The following is a 15,698-nucleotide window of genomic DNA, read 5'->3' as shown; positions in this document are numbered from 1 at the left end:
AAAGCTCTCCATTCGTTGTCTGCGAATGGGCGCCGTTGATGCGTATGGTTAACGCCCCATCCGAGCCTGACAGGCGGAAGTTTGATTTGAATCCGCCTGATTGCATTGCTGGAATGCGAGGCTTGGGGATTCAAAACAAACTTACCGCATGCTGCAGCGCCCCTCGGACAGGTGGCGGGAGCAACCGGAGCTGTGCCGGCTGCGTGAAGCTGGCGAAGTATAGCCAGCCTGGCGCATAAGCCCAAGGCTTTCTGTCGGGCGAATTGGCTGTTGCGCCGTGCCTTCTGGCCAGTTCAGCCATGGCCTTGGAGGTGCACCTGAGGCAGGCTGCAAGCCTCACTGTCCTCGCCTCTGGAGCCTGTATGACCCTCGCCTACTGGTGCGTGCTGATCGCTATCTTCCTGCCTTACTTGAGTACCGCCACTGCCAAGTTCCTTGGCCCAGGCTACGGACCGCGTGCCAATCAGGACCCGCGCGCGTTTCTCTCTGGCCTGGAGGGCTGGCGCAAACGTGCCAACAACGCCCAGCTCAACGGCTTTGAGGTGACGCCGGCATTCGCCGCAGCGGTAGTTATCGCCCACCAGGCCGGCGGCGCCGAGCAGGGGCTGCTGGATCAGTTGGCGATGGCCTTCGTGCTCAGCCGGGTGCTGTATTTCCTCTGCTACCTGGCCGACTGGGGGCCGATCCGTTCGCTGGTGTGGTTTGCCGGTATGGCGCTGATCGTCAGCCTGTTTGTCGTCTCCGCTTAACCTCTGCGCTTCAGCGTCCGCGCGGCTTCTGACATCTGCGGCAAAACACCACGCTTGGCCGGTGACGGACGGGTGGCGATACTGTCGCCCGTTATCCACCCGGCTGTTGGCATTGAAGGTGTTATGAAGCTTAAAACCTTGTCCCTGGTTGTACTGGCGCTGGCTGTAAGTGGCTGCGGCGGTGTTGACCCCAATTCGCCGCAAGGCCAGCGCCAGAGCATTTTCAAGCAGATGCTCAAGGTCAGCGAAGACCTCGGCGGCATGCTGCGCGGGCGGTTGGCGTTCAAGGAGCAGGCATTTGTTGAGGGCGCCGCCAAGCTCGATCAGCTGACCCGCACGCCCTGGCAGCACTTCCCGCAGGTGCGCGACGACGGTGATGAAAGCCGTGCCAAGGATGATGTCTGGCAGCGCCAGGCGCGTTTTCAGGAACTGGCCCAGGCCATGGAAGCCAGCACCGCGGCGCTGGTGGCTGCCACGGCCGCACAGCCGTTAAAGCCTGAGGCGCTAACCGCGCCGATGCAGCGTGTCGAAGACAGCTGCAAGGCCTGTCATGAAGAGTTTCGCGCCTTCTGATGCTTGCTCAGAATCCCGCTATCTGCGCTGCGCGCAGTTGCGCGCGCAGGGCTTGCACTTCCGGGTGTTGAAAGAAGGCCTGCAACTGCGCTGCGCGCGGGCCGATGCCAGGTTGGCGTTGCCAGTCGGCTACGCTGCGTTGCGCCAGGCTGTCCCAGTCGGCGTCCAGCGCCAGATTGCCATTGCCTGGCAGGCCGAGGGCGCGTAGCCAGTCCTGCATGGGGCGTTCGCGGGCCAGATCGAAACTCTGTTGCAGGGCGCTGGCGCTGCGTGGGCCCAGGCCTGGAATACTCTTGAGTTGTTCAGCTGAGAGGTGCAACCAGTCGAGCAGGCTGTCGAGTTGTTGCGCATGCAACAGTTTTTCCCAGGTGCCGGGGCCTACGCCCGGCAACGCCAGGCCCTGTTTACTGCTAAGCCAGGCCAGGCGTGCGCGGAACTGGCTGGCGCAGGCCGGGGTGGCGCGCCAGCAGCTCAGTGGGTGATAGGCCGCAGGGTCAGGCACTTGCAGTGCGGCGCGTTGCTGGGTGCGCCAGAGCACGCTGTCCAGCGCGGGGATGGTCAGCCCCGACAGGCGGATCACCACTTGATCACCGGGGCGGATGTCCAGCGCCTGCCAGCGTTGCAGCGAGCCGGCGCTGACATATTCGATGCGTCGATCATCCAGCTTGACCGGTTGTACGCGCAGCACCGGGGTGATGCGCCCGCTGCGGCCGATGCGAAAGTCCACCGCTTGCACCACCGCCAAAGCCTGGCTGACCGGGTATTTCCAGGCCGCCGCCCAGTGCGGCGGTTCGGCTTGCCAGCGCGCGGCCGCCGGGCGTTGCCCCTGGCGCAGCACCACGCCATCGGTGGCGAAGGGCAGGGCGCTGTTGTACCAACGCTCGCGCCAGTGGGCGGCCTGTTCCAGGTTGCGGATTGGTTGGCTGAACTGCCGGCTGTCGGCAAAACCCAGCTCCGCCAGCTGTTGCAAGCGCTGCGGCATCAAGGCCGGGCCGTCGGGCCAATCCCATACAAACAAGCCGATGGTGGCGGCTTCCTCGGCGGTTAGCGTCTGCCTGCTCATCAGCCCGGCGACCTTGCTACGCGCACCGAGGCCGCCAGCCTTGTGCTGGATATGCCCCGGCAGACGCCAGTACAGTTCGCCCTGCAGCACCAGGTTGAGCGGCTTGGGCAGTTGCACGGGAATGGCCGGCAGGTGGCGGGCGTGGATGCTCCAGTCTTGTCCCGTGCGACCATCGCCACGGCTGATCAGCTGCTGCAGCTGGCCATCGTGATAGACCAGGCTGACGGCAACGCCATCGACCTTGGGCTGAATCCACAGGTCTTCGCGGCTGGCGATCCAGGCACCTGCCGCGTGACTATCGGCCAGTTTGCGCAGGCCGGTATGCGCGGTAGGGTGTTGATGGCTGCCGTTGCTGGTGCTGAGCGGGTTAGTCGTGGCAACTTTGATTTCAGGGAAGCAGGCAAGCCAGCGCTGCAGGTTGGCGCTGGCTTGGTCATAGAGCTCGTCGGCTACCAGTGATTGGCCCTGGCGATGGTAGGCGTCGTCCCAGGCCGCCAGTTGCTGGCTCAGGGCGGCGATTTCCAGCTCGGCGCGTTGCCCCGGCCAGTCCGGGCAGGGTGCGGCCCAGGTGTCGAAGGTTAAGGCGGTGAATAACAGCGCGAGGGCGGCTTTCATGCTGAGCATCCTTGCTCGGGAGCGGTTTACCCAGCGTAGCAGCTATGCTTGTCGGGTCCGCTTTAGCGCGTGTTTGGGGGTGGTTGTCGTTATGCCAATGGGTTTGCAGCGGTTTAGTCGGGTGTGTGTGTGCCTGTGTGCTATGGGCTTTGCGCCTTTTGGCGTGGTGCGTGCGGCTGATGATGTGGCGCCGCAGTGGCGTTTTGTGCACAACGCGCCGGAAACGGCGGGTGACCAGCGCTATGACTATCACTGGCGCGTATTGCGTGCGGCGCTGGAGGTGACGCGCAGCAAGTACGGCGATTATCGGCTTGAACCCGGCCAGCCCATGAGCGAGAAGTTGCAGGTGGTCGAGATGCAGCGCCCGCAGGTTGGCCTCAATACCCTGGTGCTGGATGCCACGCAGAGCCTGGAAGAGGCGCTGCTGCCGGTAAAGATTCCGGTCGACAAGGGCTTGCTCGGTTACCGGGTGTTCCTGATTCAGGCCGAAGATCAGCCACGCTTTGCCGGTGTGCAGTCGTTGGAGCAATTACGCCAGCTGCGCTTTGGTCAGCAGCGTGAGTGGTCTGATGTCGCGGTGTACCGGGCTGCTGGTTTACCGGTGGTCACCGGCAGCAGCTATGAGGGCCTGTTCCATATGCTGATGCTGCGGCGTTTCGATGCCTTCGGCCGAGGCGTCAGTGAGGTGAGTGGCGAGCTGGCGCATTGGCGCACGCAATACCCGCAGATGGCTATCGAGCGCGAGTTGCTGCTGTATTACCCGTTGCCGGTGTACTTCTGGTTTGCCCGTACCGACGAGGGGCGGCTGCGCGCGCAGCGTGTCGAGGAGGGCATGCTGGCGCTGATTGCCGATGGCACCCTGGATCGGCTGTTTACCGAAGAATATGCCGCCACCATCGAGCAGCTCGGCCTGGATCGTCGGCGCACATTGAGGATTGCCAACCCCCATCTTTCCTCGAACCATCCGTTCGACAAGCCTGCCTATTGGTTTACGCCGATGCCCTAGTGCGGCGGGTCGCCTGTTGAGCGCAATAAAAAACCCGCCGTAGCGGGTTTTCTATTCAGCCGATTTGGGCTTACAGGCCGGCGGCGGCGCGCAGGTCGGCGACCTTGTCGGTCTTTTCCCAGGTGAAGGTGCTGAAGCTGTCGTCGCCGACCGTCTTCTGCTTCGGCGTGCGGCCGAAGTGGCCGTAGGCCGCGGTTTCCTGGTACATCGGGTGCAGCAGATCAAGCATCTTGGTGATGGCGTAGGGGCGCAGGTCGAACACCTCGCGCACCAGCTTGATGATCAGGTCGTCCGCCACCTTGTTGGTGCCGAAGGTGTTGATCGAGATCGAGGTCGGTTGGGCCACACCGATGGCGTAGGACACCTGAATTTCGCAGCGCTCAGCGAGGCCGGCGGCAACGATGTTCTTCGCTACGTAACGACCGGCGTAGGCCGCCGAACGGTCAACCTTGGATGGGTCCTTGCCGGAGAACGCGCCGCCGCCATGACGGGCCATGCCGCCGTAGCTGTCGACGATGATCTTGCGCCCGGTCAGGCCGCAGTCGCCCACTGGGCCGCCGATCACGAAGTTACCGGTTGGGTTGATATGGAACTGGGTGCCTTTGTGCAGCAACTCGGCTGGCAGGGCGTGCTTGATGATCAGCTCCATCACGCCTTCACGCAGATCGCTCAGCGACACTTCCGGGTTGTGCTGAGTGGACAGCACCACCGCGTCGATGCCGACTACCTTGCCGTTTTCGTATTGGCAGGTGACCTGGGATTTCGCATCCGGGCGCAGCCATGGCAGCAGGCCGGACTTGCGCGCTTCGGCTTGGCGCTCGACCAGGCGGTGGCTGAAGCAGATCGGTGCGGGCATCAGCACGTCGGTTTCGTTGCTGGCATAGCCGAACATCAGGCCCTGGTCGCCGGCGCCCTGGTCTTCCGGCTTGGCGCGGTCAACGCCCTGGTTGATGTCCGGGGACTGCTTGCCAATGATATTCAGCACGCCGCAGGTGGCACCGTCGAAGCCGACGTCGGAGTTGGTGTAGCCGATGTTGCAGATCACGTCGCGAACGATCTGCTCCAGGTCGACCCAGGCGCTGGTGGTGACTTCACCGGCAACGATGGCCACGCCGGTCTTGACCAGGGTTTCCACGGCCACGCGGGCGTGTTTGTCCTGGGCGATGATGGCGTCCAGCACCGCGTCGGAAATCTGGTCGGCGATTTTGTCGGGATGGCCTTCGGAGACGGACTCGGAGGTAAAGAGGGAGTATTCGCTCATCGTGCGGGTTCCTGTTGGTTACCGGTAATTGCAGCCCGTGGGCCATGAGTGAGTGGCGGTTTGGCAAAGTGCCGCACCTGAATCTGGAAGCCGTTGCGCAGGCCCACATAGAGGCTTTCGCAGGTGTTGAGGCCGGCGGCTATAGCCCAGCGCGCCAGGTCGTCCTGTTCGAAGCCCAGCCAGAGGTCGCCGCAGGCCTCGCGGGCCCAGCTCTGGTTGTGGCTGCACAGTTCGGTGATCAGCAGGCTGCCGCCGGGTTTCACGCGCTGCGCCAGCTGCTTGAGCGCGTCGGCCGGGGCGGCGAAGTGGTGTAGCACCATGTTCAGCACCAGGCAGTCGGCGGCGGGGTAGTCGTCCTGCAGGGCGTCGGCCAGTTGCAGCTGAACATTGGCCAGGCCTTCCTCGGTACAACGTTGACGGGCCAGTTCAAGCATCGCCGCGCTGTTGTCGAGGGCCAGCACCTGCTGGAAACGCCGCGCCAATTCCGGGAGAAAGCCGCCGTCACCGGGGCCGATTTCCACGGCGCTGGCGTCACGGGCAAAGCCCAGGGAATCGAGCAGGGCCAGCACGCTGTCGCGGTACTGCGGCAGGCCAGCGATCAGGTCCTGCTGCGCCTGGAAGCTCGCCGCGCTGCGGGCGAAAAATTCCTGACTGGCGGCCGCGCGCTGGCTATGCACTTCGGTAATCCGTCCCTGCACCTCGGCCGGTAGCGACAGCTGATCGACCTCTTCCAGCAGCGCCGCATGCAGACGACTGCCCAGTTGCTCACCCTGAGCCAGGGCGCGGCGGTAGAAGATCGCATTGCCTTCGCGGCGGGTGGCTACCAGGCCTGCTTGCGCCAGGACTTTAAGGTGGTGACTGATGCCGGATTGACCGGTGGCGAAGATCTGCGCCAGCTCCAGTACGCCGAACGAGTCGTTGGCCAGGGTGCGCAGAATGTTCAGGCGCAGCGCATCACCACTGGCCTTGCACAGGGCAGCGAGGGCGTCGACCGGCTCAAAGGCCAGATGGGAGGCGCGCATATTCATAGGCTGGGCAGTCTAGTCGGTCACTTTTTATCCAGCAAGGGCAATATCAAAAAGTTTTGATATTGCCCTTGCTGGCGCTTAGGCCAGAAAACATTGGCTGCGCGACTATCTGTCATTGCCCCGACAGGCCCCGCTGGGCGAAAATGGCCGCCTTTTTCGACCCCCAGTTGCCCAAGCAGCCCCGTAGGAGATTCAGTGATGCCCAGCCGTCGTGAGCGAGCCAATGCCATTCGTGCCCTGAGCATGGATGCCGTGCAGAAAGCCAACAGCGGCCACCCCGGTGCCCCGATGGGTATGGCGGATATCGCCGAAGTGCTGTGGCGTGATTTCCTCAAGCACAATCCAAGCAACCCGAAATTCGCTGACCGTGACCGCTTTGTGCTGTCCAACGGCCACGGCTCAATGCTGATCTACTCGCTGCTGCACCTGACCGGTTACGACCTGGGCATCGAAGACCTGAAAAACTTCCGCCAGCTGCACAGCCGCACCCCGGGCCACCCGGAATACGGCTATACCCCAGGCGTGGAAACCACCACCGGCCCGCTGGGCCAAGGCATCGCCAACGCTGTTGGCTTCGCCATCGCCGAGAAAGTGCTGGGCGCGCAGTTCAACCGCGACGGCCACCAGATCGTTGACCACTTCACCTACGCCTTCCTCGGCGACGGTTGCATGATGGAAGGCATCAGCCATGAAGTTTGCTCGCTTGCCGGCACCCTGGGCCTGGGCAAGTTGGTCGCCTTCTACGATGACAACGGCATCTCCATCGACGGCGAAGTGCATGGCTGGTTCACCGACGACACCCCGGCGCGCTTCGAAGCTTACGGCTGGCAGGTGATCCGCAATGTCGACGGCCACGACGCCGACGAAATCAAGATCGCCATCGAAACCGCGCGCAAAACCAGCGACCGTCCGACCCTGATCTGCTGCAAGACCACCATCGGCTTCGGTTCGCCGAACAAGCAGGGCAAGGAAGAGTGCCACGGCGCGCCGCTGGGCAATGATGAAATCGCTCTGACCCGCGCGACCTTGGGCTGGAACCACGGCCCGTTCGAAATCCCCGCAGATATCTACGCCGAGTGGGACGCCAAGCAAGCCGGTGCCGCTGCCGAAGCCGAGTGGGATCAACGCTTCGCCGCCTACGCCGCTGCTTATCCGGAGCTGGCCAGCGAGTTTAAGCGCCGCGTCGCTGGTGAGCTGCCCGCCGATTTTGCCGCCAAAGCCGCTGCCTATGTGCAGGAAGTTGCTGAGAAGGGCGAAACCATCGCCAGCCGCAAGGCCAGCCAGAACGCACTGAACGCTTTCGGGCCACTGCTGCCGGAATTCCTCGGTGGCTCGGCGGACCTCGCGGGCTCCAACCTGACCCTGTGGAAAGGCTGCAAGGGCGTGTCGGCTGACGACGCGTCCGGCAACTATATGTTCTACGGCGTGCGCGAGTTCGGCATGAGCGCGATCATGAACGGCGTGGCTCTGCATGGCGGCTTCGTGCCGTACGGCGCGACCTTCCTGATCTTTATGGAATACGCGCGCAACGCCGTGCGCATGGCCTCGCTGATGAAGCAGCGCGTGCTGTTCGTGTTCACCCACGACTCCATCGGTCTCGGTGAAGACGGTCCGACTCACCAGCCAATCGAGCAGCTGGCCAGCCTGCGTGGCACGCCGAATCTCGACACCTGGCGCCCATGCGACGCCGTGGAATCGGCGGTGGCCTGGAAATACGCCATCGAGCGTAACGACGGCCCATCCGCGCTGATCTTCAGCCGGCAGAATCTGCCGCACCAGTCGCGCAGCGCCCAGCAGCTGGCCGATGTTGCCCGTGGTGGTTATGTATTGAAGGACTGCGCTGGCGAGCCGGAACTGATCCTGATCGCCACCGGTTCGGAAATCGGTTTGGCCGTCGCTGCGTTCGAGAAACTCAGCGAGCAAGGCCGCAAGGTGCGTGTGGTATCGATGCCGTCCACCAGCGTGTTCGACCAGCAGGACGCCGGCTACAAGCAGGCCGTGTTGCCAGTGCAAGTCGGTGCGCGGATCGCCATCGAAGCCTCGCATGCCGACTACTGGTACAAGTACGTGGGTCTGGAAGGTCGCATCATCGGCATGACCACCTTCGGTGAGTCTGCCCCCGCGCCGGCGCTGTTCGAGGAATTCGGCTTCACCGTCGAAAACATCCTGGAAACCGCCGCCGAGCTGCTGGACGCCTGATCCGGCGAATGATGGGTGATGCCGCGTTGCGGCTCACCCATCCTACGGTTCCCTATCGAGACCACCATGCCCAAGCGCCCCTATCGAATTGCCCTCAACGGTTATGGCCGTATCGGCCGCTGCGTGCTGCGTGCGCTGCATGAGCGAGGCGCCGGGGCGCAGCTGGAAATCGTCGCGCTGAACGACCTGGCCGACCAGGCCAGCATCGAATACCTGACCCGTTTCGACTCCACCCACGGGCGTTTTCCCGGCGAGGTGAAAGTCGACGGCGATTGCCTGCATATCAATGGCGACTGCGTGAAAGTGCTGCGCCAGGCCACGCCGGAAGGCGTCGATTGGGCCGCGCTGGATATCGACCTGCTGCTCGAATGCTCTGGCCAATACACCAGTCGTGCCGATGCCCAGCGCTTTATCGATGCTGGCGCGCCGCGGATGCTGCTGTCGCAACCTATGGCCAGCGAGGCGGATATCGACGCCACGGTGGTCTACGGGGTTAATCAGGATTGCCTGACCGGCCGCGAGCAGCTGGTGTCTAACGCGTCCTGCACCACCAACTGCGGCGTGCCGCTGCTCAAGTTGCTGAATGAAACGGTGGGCATCGAGTACGTGTCGATCACCACCATCCACTCGGCGATGAACGATCAGCCGGTGATCGATGCCTACCACCACGAAGACCTGCGCCGTACGCGCTCGGCCTTCCAGTCTGTAATTCCGGTGTCCACCGGTCTGGCCCGCGGTATCGAGCGCCTGCTGCCGGAACTAAGCGGGCGTATCCAGGCCAAAGCTATTCGTGTGCCGACTGTAAATGTCTCGTGCCTGGATATCACCTTGCAGACTGCCCGCGATACGTCGGCGGCCGAGATCAACGCGGTGTTGCGTCAGGCGGCCGAGAGCGGCCCGCTGAAAGGCCTGCTGGCCTACACCGAACTGCCCCACGCCAGCTGTGATTTCAACCACGACCCGCATTCGGCGATTGTCGACGGCAGCCAGACCCGCGTCTCCGGCCCGCGTCTGGTCAACCTGCTGGCTTGGTTCGACAACGAGTGGGGCTTTGCTAACCGTATGCTCGATGTTGCTGAACACTTTCTCTCTCTGACTACTCCAGCCCCCGTGAAGGACTGATTACATGACCGTTCTGAAGATGACCGACCTCGACCTCGCTGGTAAGCGCGTGCTGATCCGCGAAGACCTCAACGTGCCGGTAAAAGACGGCGTGGTGAAGAGCGACGCGCGCATCCTCGCCTCCCTGCCGACTATCAAACTGGCGCTGGAGAAGGGCGCAGCGGTCATGGTCTGCTCGCACCTGGGGCGTCCGACTGAAGGCGAGTTCAGCGCAGAGAACAGCCTGGCGCCTGTCGCCGCCTACCTGAGCAAGGCCCTGGGCCGCGACGTGCCGCTGGTGGCGGATTACCTGAACGGCGTTGAGCTCAAGGCCGGTGAGATCGTGCTGTTTGAGAACGTGCGCTTTAACAAGGGCGAGAAAAAGAACGCTGACGAGCTGGCTCAGCAATACGCCGCCCTGTGCGACGTGTTCGTCATGGACGCCTTCGGCACCGCTCACCGCGCCGAGGGTTCGACCCATGGCGTGGCCAAGTTCGCCAAGGTTGCCTGCGCCGGCCCGTTGCTGGCGGCCGAGCTGGATGCGCTGGGCAAGGCACTGGGTAACCCGGCCAAGCCAATGGCCGCGATCGTTGCCGGCTCCAAGGTGTCGACCAAACTCGATGTGCTTAATAGCCTGAGCCAGATCTGTGACCAGTTGATCGTCGGCGGCGGTATCGCCAACACCTTCCTCGCGGCCGCCGGCTTCCCGGTGGGCAAGTCGCTGTATGAGGCCGATCTGGTGGATACCGCCAAAGCCATCGCGGCCAAGGTCAGCGTGCCGTTGCCGGTCGACGTGGTCGTCGCCAAGGCCTTCGCCGAAGACGCGGAAGCCACCGTCAAGCTGGTGGCTGATGTGGCTGAAGACGACATGATTCTGGATATCGGCCCGCAGACCGCTGCGCAGTTCGCCGAGCTGCTGAAGTCGTCGAAGACCATCCTGTGGAACGGCCCGGTCGGCGTGTTTGAATTCGACCAGTTCGGCAACGGCACCAAAGTGCTGGCCCAGGCCATCGCTGAAAGCCCGGCGTTCTCCATCGCCGGCGGTGGTGACACCCTGGCCGCCATCGACAAATACGGCGTTGGCGCGCAGATCAGCTATATCTCCACCGGTGGCGGCGCCTTCCTCGAGTTCGTCGAGGGCAAGGTGTTGCCGGCCGTAGAAGTGTTGGAACAGCGCGCTAAAGCGTGAACAGCCTGATCAGGGAGCGAGCCACGATGCTGAAAAGAACCACGCTGCTGAAAAGAACCACGCTGCTGACGTTGCTCAGCCTGCTTGGCGCCTGCGCCAGCCAGCCGGCACCGTCGGATAACTGGACGCGCTGGGTGTGCGACAGTCAAACCGAAGTGCTCTGGCGTTTTGCCGACAGCAGCCGTGAGTCCGTTGATGTGCGCCTGGGCGGCGGCGATATTGTCTATCGCCTGACTCAGGAGCCATCCGGCTCGGGTGTGCTGTATAGCGACGGCATGTTGTCCTTTCACACCAAGGGCGAAGAAGGGCTGGTCTACTGGACGGCCAAGGATGACCTGATCGGCCGTGGCTGCAAGGCACCCTGACAACGACTTGAATACAGGCCGGGCTCACCCCCGGTCTGAATGACTTGAATAGCGCCTGCCCCTGCGGCAGGCTTGCACGATTAACGAGCCCCACCGGGAGAAAGAACACCATGGCACTTATCAGCATGCGCCAGATGCTCGACCACGCCGCCGAATTCGGCTACGGCGTGCCGGCCTTCAACGTCAACAACCTCGAGCAGATGCGCGCGATCATGGAAGCGGCCGACAAGACCGACTCGCCGGTGATCGTCCAGGCTTCCGCTGGCGCCCGTAAATACGCCGGCGCGCCGTTTCTGCGTCACCTGATCCTGGCGGCCATCGAAGAATTCCCGCATATCCCGGTGTGCATGCACCAGGACCACGGCACCAGCCCGGACGTTTGCCAGCGCTCGATCCAGCTGGGCTTCAGCTCAGTGATGATGGACGGCTCGCTGAAAGAAGACGGCAAGACCCCGGCCGACTACGACTACAACGTGCGTGTTACTCAGCAGACCGTGGCCTTCGCTCACGCCTGCGGCGTATCGGTGGAAGGTGAGTTGGGTTGTCTGGGCAGCCTGGAAACCGGCATGGCCGGCGAAGAAGACGGCGTGGGCGCTGAAGGCGTGCTCGATCACAGCCAGATGCTCACCGACCCGGAAGAAGCCGCCGACTTCGTCAAGCGCACCCAGGTCGATGCCCTGGCAATCGCCATCGGCACCAGCCACGGTGCCTACAAGTTCACCAAGCCGCCCACCGGCGACATCCTCGCCATCGACCGCATCAAGGAAATCCACAAGCGCATCCCCAACACCCACTTGGTGATGCACGGTTCCTCGTCGGTGCCGCAAGAGTGGCTGGCGATCATCAACCAGTACGGCGGTGACATCAAAGAAACCTACGGCGTGCCGGTTGAAGAAATCGTTGAAGGCATCAAGTACGGCGTGCGTAAGGTCAACATCGACACCGACCTGCGTCTGGCCTCCACTGGCGCGATGCGTCGCCTGATGGCTGAGAACCCGAGCGAGTTCGACCCGCGCAAGTTCTTCGGCGCCACCGTCACCGCCATGCGCGACATCTGCATCGCCCGTTACGAAGCCTTCGGCACCGCCGGCAACGCCTCGAAGATCAAGCCGATCTCCCTGGAAGGCATGTTCCAGCGTTATGCAAAAGGTGAGCTGGCCGCCAAGGTCAACTAACCCCAGACGATCAGCTGCGCGTCGGCGCTACGGCGTTGAAAGCAGCCTCGGAATGCTCATGTACAACTCGTACACTCCGCTTCCTCGGCTGCTTTCGCCTTGTATCGCTCTAGCTCGCAAGATCGTGCGTAATTTGTACTTAGAGCCCCGCCGATGCGGGGCTTTTTGTTATCCAGGAGGACTCTATGATGAGGTTGATCGCGCTGTTAGTCGGACTCACCGCATTGGCCGGCTGTACAAGTCAGCCGCCGGTTAGCGAGCCGCCAGCCGCCATGGTTGTGGCGAGCGATCCGCAGCACTGTGATAGCCGCGCCGAGTGCACGACCAAGACCTCGCGCACGCTGCTGTTTGTCTTCGACTACGCCGCAGCCGGCGCGCCGCTGGTGCAGCGTGACGGACGCTTGCTGTTTACCCCGACCGATGCGCCCGCCACTGACTGGCCGGCGCTATATATCCGTCTGGCCGAGGCCGAGCAGAGCGCCTTTGCCTTTAATGCGCAGTGCCGGGCGCAGACCTGTCGCCTGACGGCCGCGCAGCTGTTGCAGATCTACCGCAGTTATCTGCGTGGGCAATCCTGTGATTTTCATGTCGACGCTCGGTCCTGTGTTGATCAGGCGCAGTAATCCCAGGTAGATGCATTGAGGGTTTGCGGTACGAACGAGTTGGCACTTGCCTTGCGATCAGTTGCGCAAATTCGGGATTTAACCAGTAAAAGTCGGCTAAGTTGCAGGCAACGTGCGGTGATTGGCGTCTTCACGGTAGGGGGCTGGATAGAATCCGCGCCCCTTACTATTCATCAAGATGATGACGCTATGTTCAGAAAAATAATCAGAAAAGACCTGCACGCCTGCGCACTAATCCTGGCTTTGACGCCACTGAGCGCGGCGCTTGCTGAGGTTAACCAGGCCCCTGAAGTGCGGGGGCACAGTGAGCACATCGCCGCGGGTAAGGTGAATGCCAGCTGGATCTGGGCGCGCGATGCGCAAGGCGATCGGATCACGTTTGCCATTACCAAGCAGCCCAAGTACGGCCGTATTCAGCTGGATTGGAACACTGGGCGTTATGAGTATCAGCCGACTGCCAGCGCCCCTGGCCATTACGACGAATTCGAATACCGCGCTACCGATGGCAAGAGCTGGTCGGTACCTGCCGTGGTGCAGCTTAACCTGTTGCCTGCAGACGGCAGCGCCGGTAATCGTGCGCCAGAGGCGACCAGCCAGGTTCTGGCGGTGAGTACCAATACGCTGTTTGAAGCGACTCTGTTGGGGCGGGATGCGGACCGCGACCCGTTGACGTTCAGCATCATTGATTACCCACGCCTGGGCAGCCTCAAGCTGGATGGTAAAACCGGGCGCTACAGCTATCGGGCCTATCGTGAGCAGAACGCCGAGGACAGCTTCAGCTACCAGATCAGGGACAGCAAGCATGCCCATTCTGGTATTACTCAGGTTCGTCTGCAGCTGCGTAGCGGGGCACAGCCACAGCCGCCGGTTACACCTCCCGTTACACCACCGGTGCAGCCCCCGATAGAGCCGCCGGTTACGCCGCAACCGCCGGTGCAGCCGACCCTGCCGCCGCTGGACCCTTCGCTGCGGAGCAAAGCGGATTTCTCGCCAATGGTCCGTGAGGTGCTGGAGAACGAGTTCTTCGTTGAGCATTTCCAGCATGCCAAGGCTGGACGTCTGGAGGCGGTATTGGCCGCCATCGACTTCCTGGCCCGCCAGCAACAGATTCAGGACCCTGACCTGAACAAGCTGTTGTACTACGTGCGTGCCTATAACTACTTCCTGGGTTTCAGTAAGGCCACTGCGGCGCAGTTGAGCATGCTGGAGCACGCACTGTTCCAGGTGTCGAACATGCGTGAATTGCTGACCTACCAGAAAGCCTCGGGTGAGGTGATCGAAGGTTATGTCGTCGGTCTTGGTGCGCTGATGGCCACGCCGCAAGCCAGTGCCGGCATCGTGCGGCACCTGCCGCGTTTGCAGGCGCTACTGCAGCATTTCAGCAGTACCGCGCAGCTGAGCAAGGAGCGCAGTTACGGTGATGCAGTATTCGAGACTTTGAACCTGTTTGACCGTTTTGGCTGGGCCGAAGGCGCATTGCGCAGCGCGTTGATCCAGGACAGCCGCTTTCCAGACGCGATCGCCCAACTGGCCAGCAGCCGCAATGCGCTGTGGCTCAATCGCGATGGTTTTATCGTGATGAACGCCATTGAGGCCTTGGGCAAACTTGCCCAGTTGAGTGATGGCGTCTGGCGTGAGGGCAGCAACCGTGCGGTACGGCAGGTGATGCAGGCGCATCTCGGACAAGGGGTGCTGGATGATCTGGAGCTGAAGAGCAACTTCCGCAGCTATTACGTGGACTACGCCTACCGAGCAGATGTCGATGGTGCATGTAGCAGCCTGTTCAACGGGTTGTGCTACAAGTTCGAAATTGCTCAGGTGTTGCCACAAACGCACGTCTGCGGTCCTACGCTTAAGGTGCGCTCACAACCATTGAGCCAGACGCAAATGCTGGAAATCTGCCAGAGCCTGGGCAAGCAGGAGCAGGACTTCCATCGCATCATGCAAACCAACTGGACGCCGGTTGCCGATGACCTCAACGCGGCGTTGGAATTGGTGATTTTCTCCAGCCGCGAGCAGTACCAGAAGTTCGGCGGGCTGCTGTATGGCTTCAGCACCGACAATGGCGGCATGTACCTGGAAGGCAGCCCTTGGCTGGCGGGCAATCAGGCGCGCTTCTTCGCTTATGTGCAGGCGGGGCAGGTGTGGAACTTGAACCATGAGTACGTCCACTACCTGGACGGTCGCTTCAATCAATACGGCGCGTTTGGCCACTACCCGCTGAATCTGACCACCTGGTGGGCGGAAGGCTTGGCGGAATACCTGGCCTGGGGAAGCCATTTCGAGCGTGGCATGAATGACATCAGCCGAGTGGCTGCTGGCCAGCGCCCGAGCCTTGAGGCGATCACCAAGCTGAGTTACGAGAGTGGCAGCAGCATGGTCTATCACTGGTCCTACACCCTGCATCGCTACCTGCAGGAGCGTGATCCAGCCCGCCATTTGGCCTTGGCCGCACACCTGCGCCGTAATGACCTGGGCGCCTACCGGCAGGGGCTGGATGAGCTGAACCGGCTGCACGGTGCCCAGTACCCGCAGTGGCGCGACCAGCTACTTGCCAACTGGCTGCAACAACCCCGTAGTGCGGCGCAGCTGAGTGAGGTGCAGGGCATGCCGGAGCATGCCACGGTGCATCAGCGTCAGCTGGACACGCGTGCAAGCCTGGCCCGTCCACCGCGTGACTGAGGTACGGCTGGCCTAAAGCCACGCTTTGCTCGCTAATCAATGCTCGTATCCTTGGATGCGAGCATTTTT

The 15,698-nt window shown here is 62.4% G+C and carries 13 protein-coding genes and 1 riboswitch; of the genes, 10 read left to right on the top strand and 3 right to left on the bottom strand.

Features of this window, described 5'->3' with window-relative positions; genetic code table 11:
* Positions 1-20 precede the first annotated feature (20 nt).
* Positions 21-171, bottom strand: a riboswitch (S-adenosyl-L-homocysteine riboswitch).
* A 191-nt stretch (positions 172-362) separates the two neighbouring features.
* Together Q8O69_RS04360 and Q8O69_RS04355 are read left to right on the top strand one after the other, a co-directional pair.
* A complete protein-coding gene (locus tag Q8O69_RS04360) occupies positions 363-749 on the top strand; it encodes an MAPEG family protein (protein WP_305589873.1) in 387 nt (128 codons plus the stop codon).
* Between the two features lie 123 nt (positions 750-872).
* Positions 873-1,322 carry a cytochrome c gene (locus tag Q8O69_RS04355; RefSeq protein WP_305589871.1) on the top strand — a complete coding sequence of 150 codons (450 nt, stop codon included), beginning with the start codon at positions 873-875 and terminating at the stop codon, positions 1,320-1,322.
* A gap of 7 nt (positions 1,323-1,329) precedes the next feature.
* Here Q8O69_RS04355 and ligB read toward each other — a convergent pair whose 3' ends face one another.
* Positions 1,330-3,009 (bottom strand): NAD-dependent DNA ligase LigB, encoded by a 1,680-nt coding sequence (gene ligB, locus Q8O69_RS04350; protein ID WP_371136044.1) that lies wholly within the window; start codon positions 3,007-3,009, stop codon positions 1,330-1,332.
* An 82-nt stretch (positions 3,010-3,091) separates the two neighbouring features.
* Here ligB and Q8O69_RS04345 point away from each other — a divergent pair, with 82 nt between their 5' ends.
* A complete protein-coding gene (locus Q8O69_RS04345) occupies positions 3,092-4,006 on the top strand; it encodes a hypothetical protein (RefSeq protein ID WP_305589867.1) in 915 nt (304 codons plus the stop codon).
* Positions 4,007-4,076: 70 nt separating this feature from the next.
* Here the strand turns inward: Q8O69_RS04345 and metK are convergent, their stop codons facing one another.
* Together metK and Q8O69_RS04335 are read right to left on the bottom strand one after the other, a co-directional pair.
* Positions 4,077-5,267 (bottom strand): methionine adenosyltransferase, encoded by a 1,191-nt coding sequence (gene metK / locus Q8O69_RS04340; protein ID WP_304863825.1) that lies wholly within the window; start codon positions 5,265-5,267, stop codon positions 4,077-4,079.
* The gene (locus Q8O69_RS04335; RefSeq protein ID WP_305589865.1) at positions 5,264-6,295 is read right to left on the bottom strand and encodes a metalloregulator ArsR/SmtB family transcription factor; all 1,032 of its coding nucleotides are present in this window, start codon (positions 6,293-6,295) and stop codon (positions 5,264-5,266) included. Before Q8O69_RS04335 ends, metK begins: the two co-directional genes overlap by 4 nt.
* 198 nt (positions 6,296-6,493) lie before the next feature.
* Between Q8O69_RS04335 and tkt the strand changes: the two genes are divergently transcribed.
* From tkt to Q8O69_RS04300, 7 genes are all read left to right on the top strand, one after another.
* Positions 6,494-8,494, top strand: a complete 2,001-nt coding sequence (gene tkt, locus Q8O69_RS04330) for a transketolase (protein ID WP_305589863.1) — start codon at positions 6,494-6,496, stop codon at positions 8,492-8,494.
* A 66-nt stretch (positions 8,495-8,560) separates the two neighbouring features.
* On the top strand, positions 8,561-9,616 hold the full coding sequence (gene epd / locus Q8O69_RS04325) for an erythrose-4-phosphate dehydrogenase (protein WP_305589861.1): 1,056 nt from the start codon (positions 8,561-8,563) through the stop codon (positions 9,614-9,616).
* A 4-nt stretch (positions 9,617-9,620) separates the two neighbouring features.
* Positions 9,621-10,784, top strand: coding sequence for a phosphoglycerate kinase (locus tag Q8O69_RS04320; protein WP_305589859.1), 1,164 nt, complete (start codon positions 9,621-9,623; stop codon positions 10,782-10,784).
* Positions 10,785-10,810: 26 nt separating this feature from the next.
* A complete protein-coding gene (locus Q8O69_RS04315) occupies positions 10,811-11,149 on the top strand; it encodes an MliC family protein (protein ID WP_305589857.1) in 339 nt (112 codons plus the stop codon).
* A 110-nt stretch (positions 11,150-11,259) separates the two neighbouring features.
* Positions 11,260-12,324, top strand: a complete 1,065-nt coding sequence (gene fba, locus Q8O69_RS04310; RefSeq protein WP_090250017.1) for a class II fructose-bisphosphate aldolase — start codon at positions 11,260-11,262, stop codon at positions 12,322-12,324.
* A 185-nt stretch (positions 12,325-12,509) separates the two neighbouring features.
* Positions 12,510-12,947 carry a hypothetical protein gene (locus Q8O69_RS04305; protein ID WP_305589856.1) on the top strand — a complete coding sequence of 146 codons (438 nt, stop codon included), beginning with the start codon at positions 12,510-12,512 and terminating at the stop codon, positions 12,945-12,947.
* Positions 12,948-13,136: 189 nt separating this feature from the next.
* On the top strand, positions 13,137-15,629 hold the full coding sequence (locus Q8O69_RS04300) for a collagenase (protein ID WP_305589855.1): 2,493 nt from the start codon (positions 13,137-13,139) through the stop codon (positions 15,627-15,629).
* Positions 15,630-15,698 lie beyond the last annotated feature (69 nt).

The sequence above is a fragment of the Pseudomonas sp. genome (assembly GCF_030690725.1).
Taxonomy (GTDB): Bacteria; Pseudomonadota; Gammaproteobacteria; order Pseudomonadales; family Pseudomonadaceae; genus Aquipseudomonas.
This window is presented reverse-complemented; position numbering and strand designations above follow the sequence as displayed.

Coding starts and splice junctions, on each gene's coding strand:
- Q8O69_RS04360 (WP_305589873.1), top strand. CDS start 363: ATGACCCTCGCCTACTGGTGCGTGCTGATCGCTATCTTCCTGCCTTAC.
- Q8O69_RS04355 (WP_305589871.1), top strand. CDS start 873: ATGAAGCTTAAAACCTTGTCCCTGGTTGTACTGGCGCTGGCTGTAAGT.
- ligB (WP_371136044.1), bottom strand. CDS start 3,009: ATGCTCAGCATGAAAGCCGCCCTCGCGCTGTTATTCACCGCCTTAACC.
- Q8O69_RS04345 (WP_305589867.1), top strand. CDS start 3,092: ATGCCAATGGGTTTGCAGCGGTTTAGTCGGGTGTGTGTGTGCCTGTGT.
- metK (WP_304863825.1), bottom strand. CDS start 5,267: ATGAGCGAATACTCCCTCTTTACCTCCGAGTCCGTCTCCGAAGGCCAT.
- Q8O69_RS04335 (WP_305589865.1), bottom strand. CDS start 6,295: ATGAATATGCGCGCCTCCCATCTGGCCTTTGAGCCGGTCGACGCCCTC.
- tkt (WP_305589863.1), top strand. CDS start 6,494: ATGCCCAGCCGTCGTGAGCGAGCCAATGCCATTCGTGCCCTGAGCATG.
- epd (WP_305589861.1), top strand. CDS start 8,561: ATGCCCAAGCGCCCCTATCGAATTGCCCTCAACGGTTATGGCCGTATC.
- Q8O69_RS04320 (WP_305589859.1), top strand. CDS start 9,621: ATGACCGTTCTGAAGATGACCGACCTCGACCTCGCTGGTAAGCGCGTG.
- Q8O69_RS04315 (WP_305589857.1), top strand. CDS start 10,811: ATGCTGAAAAGAACCACGCTGCTGAAAAGAACCACGCTGCTGACGTTG.
- fba (WP_090250017.1), top strand. CDS start 11,260: ATGGCACTTATCAGCATGCGCCAGATGCTCGACCACGCCGCCGAATTC.
- Q8O69_RS04305 (WP_305589856.1), top strand. CDS start 12,510: ATGATGAGGTTGATCGCGCTGTTAGTCGGACTCACCGCATTGGCCGGC.
- Q8O69_RS04300 (WP_305589855.1), top strand. CDS start 13,137: ATGTTCAGAAAAATAATCAGAAAAGACCTGCACGCCTGCGCACTAATC.